This is a genomic window from Natronorubrum aibiense (assembly GCF_009392895.1).
Taxonomy (GTDB): Archaea; Halobacteriota; Halobacteria; order Halobacteriales; family Natrialbaceae; genus Natronorubrum; species Natronorubrum aibiense.
The window spans coordinates 1,212,296-1,231,512 of record NZ_CP045488.1 but is presented as its reverse complement, the minus strand read 5'-3'; the positions used below and the strand labels follow the sequence as shown (position 1 = coordinate 1,231,512).

At 63.8% G+C, this 19,217-nt stretch carries 19 protein-coding genes; 9 read left to right on the top strand and 10 right to left on the bottom strand.

Annotation, left to right across the window (positions count from 1 at the left end; translation table 11 throughout):
• Complete coding sequence (locus tag GCU68_RS06090) at positions 1-372, top strand: hypothetical protein (RefSeq protein ID WP_152939873.1); 372 nt, start codon at positions 1-3, stop codon at positions 370-372.
• Positions 373-398: 26 nt separating this feature from the next.
• Here the strand turns inward: GCU68_RS06090 and cysE are convergent, their stop codons facing one another.
• From cysE to GCU68_RS06075, 3 genes are all read right to left on the bottom strand, one after another.
• Positions 399-908, bottom strand: coding sequence for a serine O-acetyltransferase (gene cysE / locus GCU68_RS06085; protein ID WP_152939871.1), 510 nt, complete (start codon positions 906-908; stop codon positions 399-401).
• Positions 909-1,232: 324 nt separating this feature from the next.
• A complete protein-coding gene (locus tag GCU68_RS06080; RefSeq protein WP_152939869.1) occupies positions 1,233-1,901 on the bottom strand; it encodes a metallophosphoesterase family protein in 669 nt (222 codons plus the stop codon).
• A gap of 314 nt (positions 1,902-2,215) precedes the next feature.
• Positions 2,216-2,806, bottom strand: a complete 591-nt coding sequence (locus tag GCU68_RS06075; protein ID WP_152939867.1) for an IMP cyclohydrolase — start codon at positions 2,804-2,806, stop codon at positions 2,216-2,218.
• A gap of 112 nt (positions 2,807-2,918) precedes the next feature.
• On the opposite strand from GCU68_RS06075, the gene GCU68_RS21580 reads away from it, so the two are divergent.
• Positions 2,919-3,512, top strand: a complete 594-nt coding sequence (locus GCU68_RS21580; RefSeq protein WP_152939865.1) for a homing endonuclease associated repeat-containing protein — start codon at positions 2,919-2,921, stop codon at positions 3,510-3,512.
• Positions 3,513-3,817: 305 nt separating this feature from the next.
• On the opposite strand, the gene GCU68_RS06065 is transcribed toward GCU68_RS21580, so the two are convergent.
• Together GCU68_RS06065 and GCU68_RS06060 are read right to left on the bottom strand one after the other, a co-directional pair.
• The gene (locus tag GCU68_RS06065) at positions 3,818-5,152 is read right to left on the bottom strand and encodes an oxidoreductase (protein ID WP_152939863.1); all 1,335 of its coding nucleotides are present in this window, start codon (positions 5,150-5,152) and stop codon (positions 3,818-3,820) included.
• A 135-nt stretch (positions 5,153-5,287) separates the two neighbouring features.
• Complete coding sequence (locus GCU68_RS06060) at positions 5,288-6,331, bottom strand: NAD(P)-dependent alcohol dehydrogenase (RefSeq protein WP_152939861.1); 1,044 nt, start codon at positions 6,329-6,331, stop codon at positions 5,288-5,290.
• 267 nt (positions 6,332-6,598) lie between these two features.
• Between GCU68_RS06060 and GCU68_RS06055 the strand changes: the two genes are divergently transcribed.
• On the top strand, positions 6,599-7,663 hold the full coding sequence (locus GCU68_RS06055; RefSeq protein ID WP_152939859.1) for an amidohydrolase family protein: 1,065 nt from the start codon (positions 6,599-6,601) through the stop codon (positions 7,661-7,663).
• Positions 7,663-8,478 carry an iron-sulfur cluster assembly protein gene (locus GCU68_RS06050; RefSeq protein ID WP_152939858.1) on the top strand — a complete coding sequence of 272 codons (816 nt, stop codon included), beginning with the start codon at positions 7,663-7,665 and terminating at the stop codon, positions 8,476-8,478. Before GCU68_RS06055 ends, GCU68_RS06050 begins: the two co-directional genes overlap by 1 nt.
• A gap of 28 nt (positions 8,479-8,506) precedes the next feature.
• On the opposite strand, the gene cgi121 is transcribed toward GCU68_RS06050, so the two are convergent.
• Positions 8,507-9,025, bottom strand: coding sequence for a KEOPS complex subunit Cgi121 (cgi121, locus tag GCU68_RS06045; protein ID WP_152939856.1), 519 nt, complete (start codon positions 9,023-9,025; stop codon positions 8,507-8,509).
• A complete protein-coding gene (locus GCU68_RS06040) occupies positions 9,025-11,376 on the bottom strand; it encodes an ATP-dependent DNA helicase (protein ID WP_152939854.1) in 2,352 nt (783 codons plus the stop codon). The genes cgi121 and GCU68_RS06040 overlap by 1 nt, the downstream gene beginning before the upstream one ends.
• A gap of 106 nt (positions 11,377-11,482) precedes the next feature.
• On the opposite strand from GCU68_RS06040, the gene GCU68_RS06035 reads away from it, so the two are divergent.
• Positions 11,483-11,914, top strand: a complete 432-nt coding sequence (locus tag GCU68_RS06035) for a universal stress protein (RefSeq protein WP_152939852.1) — start codon at positions 11,483-11,485, stop codon at positions 11,912-11,914.
• A gap of 9 nt (positions 11,915-11,923) precedes the next feature.
• Here GCU68_RS06035 and GCU68_RS06030 read toward each other — a convergent pair whose 3' ends face one another.
• On the bottom strand, positions 11,924-13,132 hold the full coding sequence (locus GCU68_RS06030) for an inorganic phosphate transporter (RefSeq protein WP_152939850.1): 1,209 nt from the start codon (positions 13,130-13,132) through the stop codon (positions 11,924-11,926).
• Between the two features lie 258 nt (positions 13,133-13,390).
• On the opposite strand from GCU68_RS06030, the gene GCU68_RS06025 reads away from it, so the two are divergent.
• A complete protein-coding gene (locus tag GCU68_RS06025; protein WP_152939848.1) occupies positions 13,391-13,636 on the top strand; it encodes a ferredoxin in 246 nt (81 codons plus the stop codon).
• Positions 13,637-13,764: 128 nt separating this feature from the next.
• On the opposite strand, the gene mdh is transcribed toward GCU68_RS06025, so the two are convergent.
• Positions 13,765-14,679: a malate dehydrogenase gene (gene mdh / locus GCU68_RS06020; RefSeq protein ID WP_152939847.1), complete on the bottom strand. Its 915-nt coding sequence runs from the start codon at positions 14,677-14,679 to the stop codon at positions 13,765-13,767.
• A gap of 132 nt (positions 14,680-14,811) precedes the next feature.
• Between mdh and GCU68_RS06015 the strand changes: the two genes are divergently transcribed.
• The gene (locus GCU68_RS06015) at positions 14,812-15,276 is read left to right on the top strand and encodes a TIGR00725 family protein (protein WP_152939845.1); all 465 of its coding nucleotides are present in this window, start codon (positions 14,812-14,814) and stop codon (positions 15,274-15,276) included.
• A gap of 52 nt (positions 15,277-15,328) precedes the next feature.
• A complete protein-coding gene (locus GCU68_RS06010) occupies positions 15,329-16,057 on the top strand; it encodes an Sjogren's syndrome/scleroderma autoantigen 1 family protein (RefSeq protein ID WP_152939843.1) in 729 nt (242 codons plus the stop codon).
• A 23-nt stretch (positions 16,058-16,080) separates the two neighbouring features.
• Here the strand turns inward: GCU68_RS06010 and GCU68_RS06005 are convergent, their stop codons facing one another.
• Positions 16,081-18,516: a DEAD/DEAH box helicase gene (locus tag GCU68_RS06005; RefSeq protein WP_152939841.1), complete on the bottom strand. Its 2,436-nt coding sequence runs from the start codon at positions 18,514-18,516 to the stop codon at positions 16,081-16,083.
• A gap of 131 nt (positions 18,517-18,647) precedes the next feature.
• Here GCU68_RS06005 and GCU68_RS06000 point away from each other — a divergent pair, with 131 nt between their 5' ends.
• Positions 18,648-19,148, top strand: coding sequence for a TspO/MBR family protein (locus GCU68_RS06000; protein ID WP_152939839.1), 501 nt, complete (start codon positions 18,648-18,650; stop codon positions 19,146-19,148).
• Positions 19,149-19,217: the final 69 nt, after the last annotated feature.

Below are 19,217 nucleotides of genomic sequence, written 5' to 3'. Positions count from 1 at the left end.
ATGAGCGAACACACCCACGAAGACGCTGCGTATACGGAACTCGAGCCCGATTCGTGGCATCAGACTGACGACGGCAACTACTACATCGACTGTCCGGAGTGTGGCTCCGCGGCGACGCTCATGAACGTCGTCACACACGGCCGCTGTAACGGGTACCTCGACCAGCGAGAAGACGAGACCGAACTCGACGAGGAAGCGCTCGATTGCACAGCGAAACTCTGGTTCGAGCTCGGCTACACCTCTGATCCCGAGCCGGATGCGACGGAGTCGAACGTCGAACAGTCTGCCGAGAGCGTCACGACGGGCGAGGGTGTCCCAGCCGAGGGATCACCAACGGGCACGGACGGCACGGTCGACACCGGTCAGCAGTAGCTGGGTCGTCACGTTCCGGTTGCGTGTCAGTCGACGCGCTCGGCCGGCACGCCGACAACCGTTGCGCCCGGTTCGACGTCTCGAGTAACGACCGAGCCGGCGCCGATGGCGGCGTCCTCGCCGACTGTAATATCGCCGAGGAGCGTCGCGTTCGTCCCGATCGTGACACCGGATTCGACTGTCGGATGCCGCTTGACCGGCTCGTTCGTGTCGCCCCCGAGCGTGACGCCGTGGTACATGTGGACGTCGTCGCCCACCTCAGCCGTCTCGCCGATGACGACCCCCATGCCGTGATCGATCGTCACTCGCCGCCCGATCGTCGCACCGGGGTGGATCTCGACGCCCGTGAGCGTGCGGACGACGTGTGAGAGCAGCCGTGCGAGGAGCCGAAAGCCCCGATTCCAGAGCCAGTGGATGCCCATATGGGCCCAGATGGCGTGCAAGCCGGGATACGCGAGAACGACCTCGAGACAGCCCGTCGCGGCGGGGTCGCGCTCGCACATCGTCCGGGCGTCTTCATAGATGCGTCCGAACATATCAGTGGCTCTCAGAAACGGTGGTGGCGCGATACTGGCCGGATCGTCCCGTCGAACGAGTCGGCGTGCGGCAGCACCGGGCCACAGCGTGACGCGGTCGTTTACTGTCGGTACACGCGGTGTGGCCGGTGGATACCATGTCCGCATCTAGCGGCGCAGGCCGTGTAAAAAGATTCGTTTCTCGCCCTATCCGCCGCGCTCGCGTCTTACCAGAAATGAGATGAGAATGCCCCTTCCTCAAGGAGCGAACGGAGCATCGCAGAGTCAGCGAGTAAGGAGGGGATGAATCGTCGCTCGAAATAAAAATAATTAAACAATAATAACCTATTTCCCACGGGCCAGTCGTTGGCCGATCCGGTCCGGCAGCCCTGCATCCGCGACAGCCGCCTGTACCGCCTCGATATCGTACGCGACGCGGTGTGTGTCGACGGTCATCGCCTCGAGATCGACCACCGCGTAGCCCGCCCGTGGGTCGCCGTCTCGCGGCTGGCCGACGCTGCCCGGATTGACGACGATTCCTTCGGCGTACTGTTCGACGCCTTGCACGTGGGTGTGGCCCAGTACCAGTACGTCTTCCTCGTCGAGCAGCCGCGGCGAAAATTCCGACGGTCGGGTGTATCGCGTGTACCGCTTCGGATCGTCCGGATGCCCGTGGACGACCTTGATCCGGCCGTTGCATGCAAGCCGTTCGACAGGCAGCGACTCGAGCCACGCGAGCTGGTCGTCGTCGAGTCGCTTCCTGGCGTGTTCGACGCCCGCTCGAGCCAGCCGATTGAAGCCGGTCGCAGATCCCTCGACGACCGCGGCGTCGTGGTTGCCCATCACCGTCGGCACCTCTCGATCGCGGAGTTCGTCGACGCACGCTGCCGGCCACGGGTTGTAGCCGACGACATCCCCTGCACAGAGGAGTTCGTCGACCGGCGGCATATCCTCGAGGACGGCTTCCAGTGCAACCGTGTTGCTGTGGATATCGGAAATGAGTCCAACTTTCATACACCACTGTATGCTCCGCGAGGATGTTGTAGGTTATCCGGTAGCATGCTCGAACGCTGTCACAAGCGGGTACGGATATCGTATGCCGCGTGATGGCGCACGCTGTGCCACGGCGAGCAATTAGCGAGCCGTGGCTCGAAGCCGTGCGAGGGATGAGTGAGTGAACGACGTGAACGAGCGAATCGGTTGGGGAGGAAGTGGCTTTCCCTGTTGCCAGCGTGAGCAGACTGTTCGCTCTCTCGTCAGCACCCCTGATCCGGCATAGCGATCCGCTGTGAATCCGCTTCTGGTTGATTCCGGTGTCCCTGTCTCGACTAGTTGCCGTTCTCGAGCGCCGTCTCGAAGCCGTCGTCGGTCCGTGCGATACCGGCCGCACAGACGGCGTGTTCGAACTCGCAGTCGAACGCCTCACTCGCCGCGGTCTTGGCGCTGTCGGCCTCGAAGTCGAACGCCTCAGGGGCGTTCTTCTCGTAGGTCGCGACCAGCGTCGGCTCCTCGATGGTTTCGACGAGCAGCGCGTCCTTGCGAACCGTCCCGATCATGGCCTCACCATCGTCGCCGATCGTCGCGGCGATCCGTGGCGTGTCGTAATCGTCCTTTTCGTAATCCAGCGCCAGCAGGCTCTCGGCCAGCGCGTCGCGGGCAGGGTAGCCCAACTCGAGTTTCTCCGCGATCGGATCAACGTGCGAGCCGTTGCCGAAGGCAGCCGTCTCGCCCGTCGGGGTGTCGACGACGCGCAGGCAGTTGTAGGAGACGTAGGGGTTGTCCGTCTCCGGCGCGTCGTCGGTGGGACCGACGGTGAGCGCATCCTCTCGAGCGGTGATCTCGCGGTTCGGGAACGAGCGTGACGAGACGCGGTAGGCGCCGACCTCGGGGCCGACGACGACAAATCGTCCAACGTACATACGCGAATGTGCACAGCGACGAGGAAAATGTGTGTCGATTTGTGCATCATCGTCGCTATTCTGACGCGGCCCGGGACGAGGATTTATATACGATGGGGCGGCCAACGGGCGTGTGACGTCCGAACGGGAGTGTCTCGAGTCGTTGCGCGAAGCGGCAGCGCGACTCGGCGAGTCGCCGACGAAAGCACAGTACGAGGAGTTGGGGTTGACGCCTGCGTCTGCGACGATTATGAAGACACTAGGTGGCTGGAACGCGGCAAAAGAGCGTGCTGGATTAGAAACGTTCGATCGGGGAGCAACGGGTAATCATTCTATCCAACCGAAACCGGATTGGGTTGACATTCCTGATGACTCCGATTGGGCGGATCTTACAGGTCAACAGCGTTGGTATTATAAAAATCGAGACGCCCGAATCGAGCGAAAGGACCGGCGCCGAAAAGAAATTCGCCAGTGGCTCTACACGTACAAAGAGCTCCATTGTGAGTGTTCCCAGTGTGGCGAGGGCAGGCCACCGTGTCTCGACTTTCATCATCCTGACGAGAAGGAAAACGGTATCGCGACAATGGTCGTTAACGGTCACTCGAAGACAAGCATACGAGAAGAAATCGACCGGTGCATCGTCCTTTGTGCAAACTGTCACCGTATCGAACACGCCGACCCGCCTGATTGCGATTCGACGCCATTCCAACCCGATAGTCATATATAGGGTCACCACCAACAATTCGATGCAGCCTCAGTCCCCTGGGGTAGCGGCCAATCCTGAAGCCTTCTGGGGGCTTCGACACAGGTTCGAATCCTGTGGGGACTATTCCTTCGACTTTTCGACTCGAGAACGATCTACACTCAGTCTTCGCTTTTCCAGTGGAAACGAAGGGGGTTGTTCGACCGTACGGATCGCAGAACGCGGATCGAAGACTCGAGTGAAACTCGTGTCGACCGAAATATAACAAATCTGTTAGTAGATACGTTACTGACACCGAACTCGAACTCGAGGACGTTTCTCTCTGACAGTCACCGCCGTTCGTAAGCACCCTCGCGCTCGAGTTCGCCCCGTTTTCGCAACACAGTGGGTGTTCGACACATCCCCGGTGCGCCGGTGACCTGTGGGACGGTGCAGTTGTTACAGCTTTCACAGAGCACGCGGGTTTCGTCGGGGGCGTCCTCGAGGAGTCGCGAGCCGAGGCGTGGTTCGGCGTAGAACGGACGGGCCAGTCCGACCATATCGCAGGCCGGCTCGCCGCTGTCGTCCCCACCCAGTAGTCGATCCATCTGGCCGCGTTCGCGAATCCCGCCTTCCGCGAGCACCGGGATCGAGACCTGCTCGCGGACCCGTCGACAGAAGTCTTCGTTCCACGCGGGGTCGAAATCGTACTGCAGCGACTGGATACGGTTTGCGAGCGCGACCAGCCGCCGGCGTGTCGATCCGCCAAACGCCGCGTCGTACGCCTCGTGTAGCCCCTCGTTTTTCCAGGCTCGGTCGGGGTATGCTCCGCGAACGATGCTCATATCCCAGACGACCGACGTCTGGACGGGCACGACCGCGTCGTAGCCGATTTTCTCGAGTCGGCGAGCGAGTTCGACGCCGTCCTGGAGCGAGAGTTTCCGCTGGACGATGGGTGAGGGCGGTGCGGGCGTTTCTGCCGGCACTTTGGTGATCAGCGGCACGTCCCCTGCCCGCTCGCGGATCTCGTCGTGGACGACCGCGAGAAACTCGAGTCTGGCCTCGGGTGAGCCGCCGAACTCGTCGTTCCGGCGATTGTAAAACGGCGAGCAGAACTGCTGAACGATGCCCATATTCGCGCCCGCCAGATGGATGCCGTCGTAGCCCGCTTCGACGGCGTACGCTGCCGACCGGCCGAAATCGGCCGCCAACTCGTACACCTCGTCGGTCGAGAGGACGTGGGGGTCGTATGAGAGGAAGCCGAATCGATCCAGCGCTCGCAACTGCCACGGCGGTTCGGAGACGGCGAGTTGCTCGAGGCCCGGATGCTCTCGTCGATACTCGGCGTGCCAGGTTTCCATACTTCGGAGGCCGCCGTGCTCGAGTTGGACGAAAAGCCGGCTCCCGTGGTCGTGAATCCGGTCGGTCAGCCGCGACAGTCGCTCGACGAAATCGGGGTCGTGCACGCGGGTCATCCCCGGGGCGGCACAGCCGCCGTCACCGCGGACGATCGTCGCGCCCTGACAGATGAGGCCGACGCCCGACTCGGCGGCGGGTTCGAGGTCGTCGATCAGCGTGTCGACGGCGTCGGGACCGTTGCCGGCACACTCGAGCAGCGGCGCGCGGTAGAGCCGGTTTGGGATCGTGACGCCGCCGATCTCGATCGGGTCCTCGAGGATGGCCATGGAGGGCGTATCACGGGGGTGAACAAGAGCGTAGTGGCGGTCGCGGTCGGTTTCAAGACGTATCGAGGCGCTGCCACGACCGAATCACGGATCGCGGATCGCCGGTTCGGCTCGAGGCCGACAGCGTGTGCAGCGTCAGGGCGGTAGAACGACTGCACGACCCTCGATTTCGTTGTGCTCGAGGCGTTCCGCGACCGTGTTAATCTCACCCAAATCGTGGCGTTCGGTGCGGAGTTCGACGTCGCCGCGGTCGACCAGTGCGACGAGTTCCTGAAGTTCGGCGTACTTGCCGACCAGCGTGCCACGGAAGGCGAACTCGCCGTTGACCAGTGCCTGGCTGGGTTCGTGGATGTGGCCGCCGTAGCCGACGATGTGGTGGTCGCCGCCGGCGGCGACGATCTCCGGTGCCAGCGCGGTCGTCTCGTCCCTGCCGACGAAGTCGACGACCTGCTGGGCGCCCTCGTCGTCGGTTAGATCCGCGACGACGTCGGTGACGTCCTCCTCGACGGAGTTGATCGTGTGCTGGGCGCCGAGGTCCGCGGCCAACTCGAGTGCCTCGTCTTTGATGTCGGCGGCGACGATGGTCGCGGCGCTCATCGCGTCGAGACACTGGAGGCCGATGTGGCCGAGACCGCCGACGCCGATGACGACGCAGGTATCGCCGGGGTTCAGTTCGCGGACCGCCTTCTTTGTCGCGTGGTAGGCCGTGATCCCCGCATCGGCGTGGGGGGCGATCTCAGTTGGGTCGACGCCATCAGGCAACGGGATGACTGCGCGTTCGTTGGTCTGAAGGTATTCGGCGAAGCCGCCATCGGTGGTGAGGCCGTTGAACGCGCTGTTCTCGCAGTACATGTCCTCGCCGAGTCGGCAGGGTCGGCAGATGCCGCAGGTCTGGACCGGGTGACAGATGACTGGATCCCCTTCCTCGACCAGCGTTACTTCGTCGCCCGTTTCGGCGACGATACCTGCGTTCTCGTGGCCGAGCGTCATCGGCAGGTCCTGTGGCGCATACTCTTGCCACATTCCCTCGATGATGTGATTGTCCGTCTGACACCACCCTGCGCCTTCGACCTCAATCAGTACGCCATCGGATCGCTCGAGGGTTGGTCGGTCGACCTCGTCGATCGAGAGCGCGTCGCTCATGTCGTCCGTGTACTCGTGGAGACGGGCTGCTTGCATGGTACCAAGTCACAGTTCAGCACACGCAAAGAAAAACTTCCCCCCAACTATCGTCTCGTGTCAACTGCCCCGGGGTCAAGTCGTTCGAGAATCTCCGATTCTCGTGATCACGGAAATCTTCGATTTCCGGACGACTCCGTGGCATCCGCCTCGATTATTCTGTGAATCCGCCGCATACTTTCGTTCTACCACGTACGCTCTCCAAAATTATAATTCACACATATCTGAAAAAGACTGATGTTCTATGGTAACAACAACCATACCGCAATGTATCAACACAATGGTGAGGAGATATTCGTCATTGACGGCCACGTACACCTGTGGGATGCCACGGAGGACAACATCAAACACGATGGTGGGGAGGAGTTCATCCAGTGTTTCTACGACTATCACACGACGTTTACACCTGAGGAACGCCAGTGGGACCTAGACGAGTATCGCCGGTACGGTGCCGACCGCATGGTCGAGGACCTGTTCAGTAACGCCGCCACTGACATGGCGATCTTTCAGCCGACGTATCTCACAGATTTCTACACGGAGGGGTTCAACACCACCGAACAGAACGCCGAACTCGCGACCGAATATCCCGAGCGATTCGTCCTCAACGGGACGTTCGATCCACGTGACGGTGAGGACGGCCTCGAGTATCTCGAGGAACTCCACGAGAAGTACGAGATTCCTGGGGTCAAACTCTACACCGCCGAGTGGCGAGACGACTCGAAAGGGTGGCGACTCGACGACGAGGAGGCCTTCGAGTTCTTAGAGAAGTGTCAAGAGCTCGGCATCGAAAACATTCACGCCCACAAGGGGCCGACAATTCGACCCCTCAATCGTGATGCGTTCGACGTGAAAGACGTCGACGATGCAGCCTCGTCGTTCCCAGAACTCAATTTCATCGTCGAACACGTCGGCCTCCCGCGACTCGACGACTTCTGCTGGATCGCCGCCCAAGAGAACAACGTCTACGGTGGCCTCGCGGTCGCCGCGCCGTTCGCCCAGAACCGGCCGGGGAAGTTCTCCGAGATCATGTCCGAACTCCTCTGGTGGCTGGGCGAGGATCGCGTCCTCTTCGGTTCGGATTATGCGCTGTGGAATCCCGACTGGCTCGTCGAGGAAGTCCTCGAGGCCGAACTCACCCAGGAACACCGCGCGGAGTACGGCGTCGAGTGGGACATCGAGACGAAAAAGAAGGTGATGGGCGAGAATATCGCCGAGCTCTACGATATCGACATCGAGGCGAAACGTCGGGCGTTCCAGGACGACGAGATCAGCCAGCAGTTCGGTCTCGAGGACCACTACGCGAGCGAAGAACCCGCAGCGGCGGACGATTAATGAGCGCACGGATGCCAGACGGCCCGACTCGAGCGGCCGTCCGCGACCGACTGGACCGCGTGACCGATCCGGAACTCGATCGGTCGATCGTCGAACTCGAGTACATCGATTCGATCGAGATCGACGGTGAACACGTCAGCGTCGCGTTCACGCTGCCGACGGCCTGGTGTTCGCCGGCGTTCGCCTGGATGATGGCAGTCGACGCCCGCGACGAGGTCGAGTCGCTGCCGGCGGTCGAGACGGCTCGGATCACGCTCGCAGAACACATGCACGAGACGGAGATCAACCGCGGTGTCAACGAACGGCTGTCGTTCGCCGACGCGTTTCCCGACGCTGACGGCGACGTCGAGGCCGTCCGTGCGGAACTCGACGAGAAGGCACGGGTCGCACGGCAGTACGACGCGGTCGAGACGCTGCTTGAGGCCGGCCTCGACGCCGAGACGATCGTCGACCTTCGACTGCGAGACCTCGAGGCGGCCGGTTCCGGGGCCAACACGGCTCAATCGGGCAGTACCGAGGCAGCGATCGACGACGAGACGGTCGCCATCTATGCCGCTGACCGCTCGTTTGCCGTTTCAGTCCCCGTAGCACCGCTCGAGAGCTATCTCGAGAAAGCCCGCGAGACGGGCCTCGTGACAGAACCCGACGAGAGACTGTTCCGAACGCCCGAGGGTGAGCCGATTCCGCTCGATTCGTTCGACCTCGTCCACCGGCGCGGGCGACTCGCACAGGTCAACATGTCGAGTCAGGGTGGGATCTGTGACGGGCTTCGGGAGGCCAGGGAGGGTCGGCTCGAGAAGACCGCCGACGACTGACGGCGCGGGATGAGGGCGTCGATAGACCCTACTTTTCGACCTCGAGGAGAGCGACCCGCTCGCAGACCAAGGCAGCGAGCGAGGCGTCGGTCGCCGCGCGTTCGGCGTCGGTGATCTCGAAGAACGAACACAACGTTTTCTCATCAGGTGACTCGAGCGTTGGCTCGGTGTCGACGACAGCGAACTCGCGGAGCGCCTCGAGGGCGGCCGCCTCCGCTCGACTCCCTTCGTTTCCGCTGGAATCGGCGTCGATCAGCACTACTGCCTGCTGTCTGCCCTCACCGACGCCCATCTCGAGGGCATCATCGATCTGTCGACGGCCGGCGGCGTACAGCAAGATCTCGACGGCGCGGTCTCGGGCGATGTTCTCGCCGCGGGCGATGGCACGGTCGGCCAGTTCCACGGCGCGATCGAGGTGAGTTCGGTCAGCAACGTAGCTGGCGTCGAACGCCTGAATTGTCACGTCGTGGCGCTCGCCGATCTCGCCAAGTCGGGCGACGAACGCGTCGATATCGTCGATCTCGAGTGTACATTCGAGGAGCTTCATTAGAAATCACCCAGACTCGTCTGGCTGTCGTCGTCGCGTTCGGTCGTCGCTGTCGCATTGGCATCGTGACTCGAGTCGGTCGCTCCGCCATCTGCGGCCGATGCCGTGGGCTCGACGTCTTCCATCGAAGGATCTTCCCGGCCAGCGTTCTCGAGGATGGTTTCGGCCGTCTTCGCTCCCTTGAGCGCGTTCAAAACGACACCTTTGTCCGCGCTCCGGAGGTCGGCCGGCTCCTCGATGCCGACCTCGTAGAGCCGGCGGGCGCGTTTGCGACCCACGCCGCCGACGGAGACGAGCTCGAGTAACTCCTCACCGACGCCGTGTTCGACACGCGCGCGCGCCTCGCGGACGGCGACGGTCCACTCGCTGTCGATCTCGGTGGCCAACGACTCGGCCGCCCCGAGCAGCCACTCGGCGGTGTCGACTTTTCCCCGGAGGTCGCCGGGGCCGATCTGGTACCGTTCGGTGAGTCGATCCTCATTGTCCTCGCTGGCCCAGTCTGCGAGTAGTTTGCCCGTCTTGAGCGCGGCCAGCCAGTCCTCGAAGCGCTCGTCCTCGAACTCGCTTGGCGCATCGCCGAGCAGTTCGGCCTCGCGCTCGTAGAACAGTTCGCCGTACTGCTCGGCTTCGCCCGACCGGAGGTAGAGTTCGTACATATCTGGCGTCCGCGAGACGAGTTGGTACAGCCCCAGCGCGGTCGGGCGCTCGTCGGCGTCCTCGAGGCCGTGGACGATTTCGGCGGCGCTCATCGGGTCGAGGTACAGTCGAGAGACGGTGTGGCCGAGGTTAGTCGCCTCGAGCCGTTCGTCGGTCTGTGAGGACTGCTGTGCAGCGAGGTCGGCCGCGGAAGTGAACGCGCCGGCGTCGTCGTTCGTCGTCTCGGTCCCGCCCTCGCGTTCGATGAAGTCGTTCGACTCGAGATACCCCAAGACCGTGTCGGTCACTGTCTCGAGCCGGCCCGCCTCGGTCGACTGGCTCGCATAGAGGGTCGCCTCGAGGAACTCGAGTAGCTCCTCGCGCGTGCGGGCGAAGCCGGAGGCGATGGTCGCGAGCACGTGGGTCCGCAGGGCTGGTTCGGCCGCCAGCTTCGAGCGGACGGGCTCGGGCTCGGCCCAGATGTAGCGGTCGAACAGCTCCTGACTGTCCTCGTGACTTTTCGCGAGCAAGACGGCCTCGCCGTAGGGGTCGAGTCCCGGCCGGCCCGCCCGCCCCATCATCTGGTGGACCTCGAGGACGTCGAGCGGGGCCATCCCGCCCGCGCTGGGGTCGAACCGCCGCCAGTCACGAACGATGACGCGCCGGGCGGGCGTGTTGACACCAGCGGCGAGCGTCGGCGTCGCCGAGATGACCTTCAGCAACCGGTCGCGGAAAGCGTCCTCGACGAGGGTTCGCTGGGTGCTCGAGAGACCGGCGTGGTGAAACGCCGCACCGCGTTCGACGCAGTCGGCCAACTCCGTGCTCGTCTCGGTGTCGCTGTCCTCGCGGATTTCCTCGGCTAACTCGGCCAGTTCAGCGCGCTCGTCGTCGGTGAGTTCACGGGTCGAGACTTGGCCCAGCCGGCGCGCGGCGGCTTCGGCGTTGCGCCGGGAGTTGACGAAGACGAGCGAGGAGCCGCCCTCCTCGAGGATGTCCCGGACGAGCGCAGCCTCCTGTTTTTCGCTTCCCTCCACGGGGACTTCACGTGTCGAGCCGTCGTTGAAGTTGAGGGCGTTGCCGTAGTGGACGCCCATCTGCAGGTCGATCGGTCGCCAGTCGGTGTCGACCAGCGCGGCGTTGAGCCAGTCGGCGATCTCGTCGGCGTTGCCGACCGTCGCCGAGAGCGCGACGACCTGCATTCCGGGGTTGAGTCGCCGGAGTTTAGCGAGGGTCACCTCGAGGGTCGGCCCTCGATTGCGGTCGTCGATGAGGTGGACCTCGTCGCTGACGACGCAGGTGAGATCCGAGAGCCAGTCGGCACCGTTTCGAACGAGCGAGTCGACCTTCTCGCTGGTCGCGACGATGATGTCTTTCGTAGCGAGCCACTCGCTGGTCGAGTCGTAGTTGCCCGTCGTGACGCCGACGGTGACGCCGAACTCCTCGTAGGCCTCGAACTCGGTCTTTTTCTCGCTGGCGAGCGCTCGCAGGGGGACGATGTAGAGTGCTTTTCCACCGCGTTCGATCGCCGATAGCATCGAGAGGGCAGCGATCATCGTCTTCCCGCTGGCGGTGGGGACGGCGGCGACGAGGCTGTCGCCGTCGGTCGCGCCGGCCTCGACCGCCTTGGCCTGTGGCGGGTAGAGCTCCTCGATGCCCTCGCGCTGGAAGTGGTCGATGGCACCGGGTGGGAGCCCCGACAGCTCCTCGAGATTCATTATCCGTCTTTGGCGCGTCCCCCGGTTTAAAGTATCGTCTCGAGAAGCGCGCTCCTTGCACCCGCCCGCCGATAAACCGATAGGGGTCGCGACTGAACACGGCCGTATGGCTCCCGATCACGTCCTCGTCCCAACCCTCGGCCGGCCGCGAGAGGACGAGGCGCTTGCCTACGCGCTCGAGACGTTTCCCGACGCGGACGTGACGCTGCTGGCTGTCGTGACGCCGCTCGACGCCCCGTTGAGCGAGGGCGGGGTGCTCGAGCGAGACGCGGATCGTCTCGAGCAGACACACCAGCGCGCAGCATCACTGCTCGAGTCGGTCGACGACGACGCGGCGGGCGAGGGGGTTCGGGTCGACGTCCTCGAAGGACGTCCCGGGACCGTCGTTCCGCAGTATGCAAGCGATGAAGCCGTCGATCACGTGGTTATGCACGGACACGGAACGACGACACCCGGATTCGTCCGGCGGTTTCTCGGCCGCGGCGTCGCTACGACCATCGTCGAACGCACCGACGAGCCGGTGACGGTTCTCGAATGAGTCGCCAACTCAGCCGCCGATGATCGCCGCGAACAGCTGGTAGAGGCCGTAGCCGACGGCAATCGAACTACCGAGTGTCAACAGCCAGAACATGATCGTAAACCCGATTTTACGCCGCGAGACGCCCGCCGAGCCGGCTGCCAGCCCACCACCGATTACTCCCGAGAGGATGATGTTGTTCAGCGAAATGGGGATCCCGAGCGCGATCGCTAACTGCGCGATGATAAAGCCCGGAACGAGCGCCGCGATCGAGCGCCGAACGCCGAGCTGGGCGTACTCTCTCGAGGTCGCCTGCAACAGTCGCGGTGCGCCCATCCACGCGCCGGCGAGGATGCCGGCTGCACCCAGCGCGAGCAGTGTGATTCCCGGCAGGCCGAGTTCGACCCGAAAGAGGTTCTCGAGCGGCCCGGTCGCGAGCCCGACCTGCGAGCCACCAGAGGAGAAGGCGACGATCCCGCCGAGGACGAGCAGAAACGATCGAATCCCGCCGTCGACGTCGATAAGGACGCGTTTTCGAACCCAGTAGAAGGCGAGCGCACCGAGGGCGATCGTCACGATCACGGTACCGAGGTCCGCGCCTGCGACGAGCGCTGGGCCACCGCCGAACTGACGGGCAACGAAATTCGCAAGACTACCCTGATCGGCTGCCGGATCGGGGATGACGCCAAGTCGAATGTTCGCGACGATCGCGCCGACAATGCCCGCCAGTAGCGGCACGCCGACCGATTCGGGGATGTCGTCGCGGCGCAGGGTGACTGCGGTCGCGTACGCCAGTCCGCCGGACATGAAGGGCACGAGCAGCCAGAACGTGCCCAGTCGCTGGTAGGTCGCTGTCGCTGGATCGCCGCCAAGCGAGAGGCCGACGCCGACCATCGCACCCGTCGTCGCGAACGCGGCAGGAATCGGATACCGCGTGTAGATTCCGATCGCCATAAACGTCGCTGCAGTGAGCAGCCCCGCGGTGGCCGCAAGCGGCGTAATCGTCACGCCGTCGATGAGATCGGCACCGACCGTCTCGGAGATACTTCCGCCCTGCATGAGCGCCCCGGCGGCTGCGAGCAGGCCGATAACGAACGCGGCCTGCATCGTCGAGATCGCGTTCGCGCCGATCGCGGGGGCAAACGGCGGCGAGTTACTGTTTGCACCAAGCACCCACGCCATAAACACGCAGGTGACGACAGCAGCCCCGACGAGCGCCACGAACGACAGTGTGACCATTCCGTCTTCACCTATTGGGTAACGTGCGGGAAAAACGTTCACTTCGGGGACATTCGAGGCCGTCTCCCGCGTCGTCTCGACTCCGAATGCCGCTGACTCGAGTCAGACGGCCCACTGTCCCGGTGGACCGATAACCCGTGGGACGGGTCGCGGGTGTACTGACACTGACGGACACCCCGCATCATCGCCCGACCACTCCACCAGCTGCGTACTCTGTATCCCGTCAGGGCTTTATCGACGACTGCCGAACGACCGCGTATGAAGATCGAATACGACGAGGACACCTGTATCGGGATGTTCCAGTGTGTCGCCGAGTGGAGCGAGTTCGAGAAGGACAAGTCGAAGGGCAAGGCGATCCTGAACGACTCGGAGGAAGTCGAGGGCGGTGTCTTCGTTCGTGAGGTACCCGAAGACGCGGAACTCGACGCGAAGTTCGCCGCGCGAACCTGTCCCGTCGACGCGATCAAAATCTACGACGACGACGGCGAGCAGTTGATTCCGTAGGTTCGACCGTCGCCGGATCGCCGGTGGTGGCACTGATCTGCTTCTCGCAGTGCGATGTCGTGTGCAAGCTGCTGATCGGCTGGCATTGTCGCTTCCGCCGAAAAAAGCGCCGTCGGTACGTTCGGTGCTTACGCGATTTTCTCGTACTGGTCCGAGAGCTTCTCTGCGGCTTCGCCGAGTTGGTTGCGCTCGAACTCGGTGAGGTCCCACTCGACGACCTCTTCGACGCCGTTCGAGCCCAGTTTGACGGGGACACCGAAGGCGGTGTCTTTGTGACCGTACTCGCCCTCGAGGACGACACTTCCGGGGAGCACTTCGCCCGTATCGCGGAGGATCGCCTCAACCATGTGCCCGACGCCGGTCGCCGGCCCCCACTGGGTCGCGCCTTTCTTCTCGATGACGTTCATCGCGGAGGTCTGGAGCTCGGAGAGCAGTTCGTCTTTCTCCTCGTCGGTGAACTCGAGGTCCTGACCGTCGACTCGGACTTTCGAGAAGACGGGGACCTGCGCGTCGCCGTGTTCACCGAGGATGGTCGCCTCGACGTTCTTGACGGGGGCGTCGTAGCGCTGGGAGATCACGTACCGGAAGCGCGCAGAGTCGAGTCGGCCGCCGAAACCGATCACTTTCTCACGTGCGCGATCACCCGCCTCGTAGAGGTGACGATTGAGCAAGTCGACGGGATTTGACGTCGTCACCGTCACGAAGTCGTCGTTGTACTCGGCCAGCGAGGAGCCGATGTCCTCCATGATCGGGGCGTTGTCTTCCGCCAGATCGATTCGGGTCTGGCCCGGCTGGCGCGGGATCCCAGCCGTGATGACGACGACGTCCGACCCCTCGGTTGCCTCGTAGTCTCCCTGCCGGATCGTCGTGTTCGAGTCGTAGGCTGCGCCGTGGTTGGCGTCCGCGGCCTGCCCGATCGTCGTATCCTCCTGGTCCGGAATGTCGACGAAGACGAGTTCGTCCGCGATATCCCGAAGCGCGATGTTGTAGCCCGCAGCGGCTCCGACCGTCCCAGCCGCGCCGACCACGCTAACTTTCGTCATACCACGTAAACATCATCCGTCCTACGCGTTAAATCCGTCGGAATGATAGTCACTCGCACGGCCTTGCCATCGAGTGCCAGTGATCGACTCGAGACCGAATCGATGATACGCATCGGCCGCAGGACCACACGTATGCGCGTCAGCGTTATCGGCGGCGGCGAGATCACCGACGAGCAGGCAGTCCGCGCCGAGGCCGTCGGCCGCGAACTCGCGGCTCGAGGCCATACGGTCGTCTGTGGCGGCCGCAGCGGGACGATGGAGGCCGTCTGTCGCGGTGCCAAAGCCGAAGGTGGCACGACGATCGGTATCCTCCCAAGCGAGCGCCGCGAGCAGGCGAACGACTACGTCGACATCCCTATCGCGACCGGGCTGGGCCACGCGCGGAACGCGCTCGTCCCGCTGAACGGCGATGCGGTCATTGCGCTCGCCGGCGGCGTCGGCACGCTCTCGGAACTGGGCTTTGCCGGCATCTACGACCGGCCCGTCGTCGGCCTCGAGACCCACGACGTTCCGGCTCTCGAGGACGTGCTCGAGACCGTCGAAACGCCCGAGGCAGCCGTCGACGCGGTCGAAGCCGCACTCGAGGGTGAGCGCTGAGACGGATTCGACCTTCGCAGCTTTTTCCATGGTCCACCGTCTCTAGACGGGTATGAGCGACTTCGATAAGGAAGCCGAGCGCGAGAAACTTCGGGAGAAGTACGAACGCGACAAACAAGAGCGGCAGGCGACCCAGCGGATGAGCGATCTGCTGCTCAAAGGTGCGACGATGACGAACGCCCACTGTGGCACCTGCGGTGATCCGCTTTTCCAGCAGGACGACACCACGTTCTGTCCGAGCTGTCACGGCAACCCCGACGCCGTTCGCGGAACCGATCTCGAGGCCCAGCCGGCCGAGGAATCGAGCAACCGACCGGCGGCTACGGAGGCGGCCGACCACGGCGAAGACCGCGAGCCAGCAGCCGAGTCCGGCGCCGCGGACGACGAAGCAGCCGCCAGCGACCGCGATGGCGACGACCAGCCACAACGGCCCCCCGAGACGACGGCGAACGACCGTCGCGCTCGAGCGCCCGACTCGCCCTCGAATGCCGACCCAACGAGCGACGCGACGGGCCGGGACGAGGACGAATCGTCTCCACAAGCCCAGCCACAGACTGAGCAGACCACCGCAGCGCCCGCGACGGGTGATATGCGATCCGCACGCCGCCCGCCAGCCGCCTCGCCGTCCGCCGGCGGCGACCTCGAGGCCGCCCACGCCTCGCTCGTGCAGGCCTTAGAAAAGTTCGCGGCCGAGGCGGCCGCCACCGACGACCCCCGATACGCCACGGAGTGTCTCGAAGCCGCCCGCGAGGCGAGCGAGACGCTCGAAACGCTCCGGTGAACACGCTCGAGAACCCGTTGCCGTCAGCCGGTGTAGTCGCTCCCAATAACCTCTCGCATCCGTTCGGCCGTTACCTTTCCGACGCCGTCGGCGGCCTGTAACTCGTCTTCGCTGGCGATCATCACTGCCTCGACGGTGCCAAACTCCTCGAGCAGCGACCGGGCCGTGACGGGGCCGATCTCGGCGATCGAGGAGACGACGTACTCCTGTTGCTCGCCGAGCGTTTTGGACTGTTTCTCACCGTGAACCGATACCTCGCGGTCGGCCGTCTCCTGCTCGCGGCTAGCGACCACGGCGAGCAGTTCTTTCGTCTCGCCCTCGCCCTCGGTCCGGAGCACACTCGCACCGAAATCGACGGCGAGACTCGAGAGCGCGCCCCGAATCGCGTTCGGGTGGATGTCTCGTTGTTCGTAGAGGCCGTCGCCTTCGACGACCACGATGGGCCGCGAGTAGTGTCTGGCCATCGCGCCGACCTGCTCGAAGACGGAGCGATCGCCGTCGACCAGCGAGTCGACGAAGTCGGCGACGGACTTGCGCTCGACGACGACCCGATCCGACAGGACGTAGTCGCCCACGTCGAGCGTCTCGAGGCGGATCTCGATCTGCTCTCGTTTCGAGAGCTCGCGTGCGATGGTGGCGTCCATCTCGCGCTGGTCGGCGACGATCTCGATCAGGTCGCCCTCGGCGTGGGGCTCGTGGGTCTCGACTGAGTTGCTGTCGTCGTCATCGCCGTCGTTCTCGTCCGACGGTTCCCCCGCGAAATCCGTCAGTCCGGGCTGTGGCGAAACCCCCTCACTTCCACTGGAAGAATCGCCGACTGCGTCGGGGTTGCCCCCGTTACCAGCTACTTTCACTTCGCTCTCTCCGTCGAAGTCGGTCAACGCCTGCTGGGAGTCGTCGAGTTCTTCCTCGAGGTCGGACGCAACCCCTTTCAGGTCGCGCAGTTCGGACTCCATCTCCTTTTCGCGGCGCTGGGAGATCCAGAAGTAAGCCTCGTCGCGGGTATCCTCGGCCATGAGGACGACGACGCGGCCTTCGGACTGGCGACCCGTTCGGCCCTTGCGCTGGATCGACCGGATCGCCGTGGGGACGGGTTCGTAGAAGAGCACGAGGTCGACTTCGGGGACGTCGAGTCCCTCCTCGGCGACCGACGTCGAGACGAGCACTTCGAACGCCCCTGCACGGAAGTCGTCGAGCACTTTCTGTTGCTGTTTCTGGGTCATCCCGTCGGACCCTTCGCGGTCGCCCTGTCCGACGAACCGCTTGGCGTCGAAACTCTCGCTCAAGAACTCGGTCAGCGCCTCCGCGGTGTCGCGGGATTCCGTGAAGACGATCACCCGCTCGCCGCCCTCCAGTCCCAGGGTCTCGGCCAGCAGCATCCGTGTCTTGCGGTATTTGGGGTGGAGTTGGTCGAACGACTCCGCTTTGCGCATCGCCTCTCGCACGCGCGGATCGGAGACCATCCGCTGGCTGGCCTTCGACGCGCCCGACGAGCGGGCCTGATTGCGCTGGCGGTCGAAGTACCGCCGCACCGCCTCGACACTCTGGGTTTCGACGAGCGTGACCGCCTGTCGGAGCTTCATCACCTCCGCGTGGATGGACATCCCTTTGAACCCCTCTGACTGATCGTTGTTGATCAGCTGTTGCAGTTCGGCTCGCATCCGATTGAGGTCCTTCTGGGACTGGTCGGGTTGGGTCGAGCTTGCGACGCCCAGCTCTTTTAATTTCTTGAGGCGATCCGTGATCACCTCGTTCAGCGCGTCCCGGATCTCGAGGACCTCCTCGGGGAGGTCGATGCGCTCCCACTCGACGTCGGTGTTGTGAGTAAACTCCGAGACGTCGGCGTCGTCTTCGGTCATCACCTCGACCTCCCGGAGGCCGAGGTTCTCACAGACCTCGAGGATGGCCTCCTCGTCGCCGCCGGGTGAGGCGCTCATCCCCGTCACGAGCGGGTTATCGGCGTCCGCGTGGTAGCGCTCGGCGATGTAGTTGTAGGCGTAGTCGCCGGTCGCGCGGTGACACTCGTCGAAGGTGATGTGGGAGACGTCGGCAAGCGAGATGCGACTTCCGACGAGGTCGTTTTCGATCACCTGCGGAGTCGCCATCACGACCGTCGCGTCCGTCCACAACTCAGCGCGGTCATCCGGGCTGACGTCGCCGGTGAAGACAACGATCTCCTCGTCGGGGACCTGCAGCGCTTCGCGATAAAAGTCGGCGTGTTGCTGGACGAGGGGTTTCGTCGGCGCGAGCATCAGCGACTTGCCACCAACCTCGTCGAGTCGACGTGCCGTCACGAGCAGGCTCACCGTCGTCTTCCCGAGTCCAGTCGGAAGACAGACGAGTGTGTGGTCGTTCGCCGCTGTGCCGGCGAGTTTCAACTGATAAAGTCGGCGCTCGAGGAAGTTCGGCTCGAGCAGCGGGTGCTCGATCGAGGGCACGTCCCCGTCCGTCGTAGCCATTGCCAGTGGTTCATCGCCGTCGTGAATAAGAGTTCTCGTACCGGGGTGAAAGTGAACCGCGGCTGCGAGACGCACCGCCGATGCTGGTGTGTCGGCCGTCAGTATAAGTCCAGCCCCAACCTAGTCATGGTATGGCAACACGGCTCTCTACACAGCGACTCCCCGACGCCGAGTCGGTGCTCACCGCGCTCGGCTTCGTCGTCTTGCTCAACGTCGTCGGTGGGCTGCCCGGCCTGCTGTCTTCACCCGACAGCGCGTGGTTCCGAAGTCTCGAGAAGCCGTGGTTCTACCCGCCCGAACTCGCGTTTCCGATCGTCTGGACGGCCCTCTTTACGCTACTCGGAATCGCGCTGTGGCTGATCTGGCGCAGCGACGCTCCCGGCCGTCGACTCGCGCTCGGCCTGTTCGCGGTCCAGATGCTGTTCAACGTCGCGTGGACGCCCGCGTTCTTTACGCTCGAGGCACTTGGTGCTGCCTTCGGGATCATCGTCGTCCTCTGGATGTCGATCGTTGCTACCCTCGCGGCCTTCGCTCGCGTCGACCGTCGCGGAGCTGCGTTGCTCGTCCCGTATCTCGCGTGGGTGACGTTCGCCGCCGTGCTTAACTTCGAACTCTGGCGGCTGAACGGCTAAGCGCGACGGATTGGCCCGTCAATGCTTCTCGACGCGGCTGAGAAGTTTCTCATCAAAAGAGCAATGACA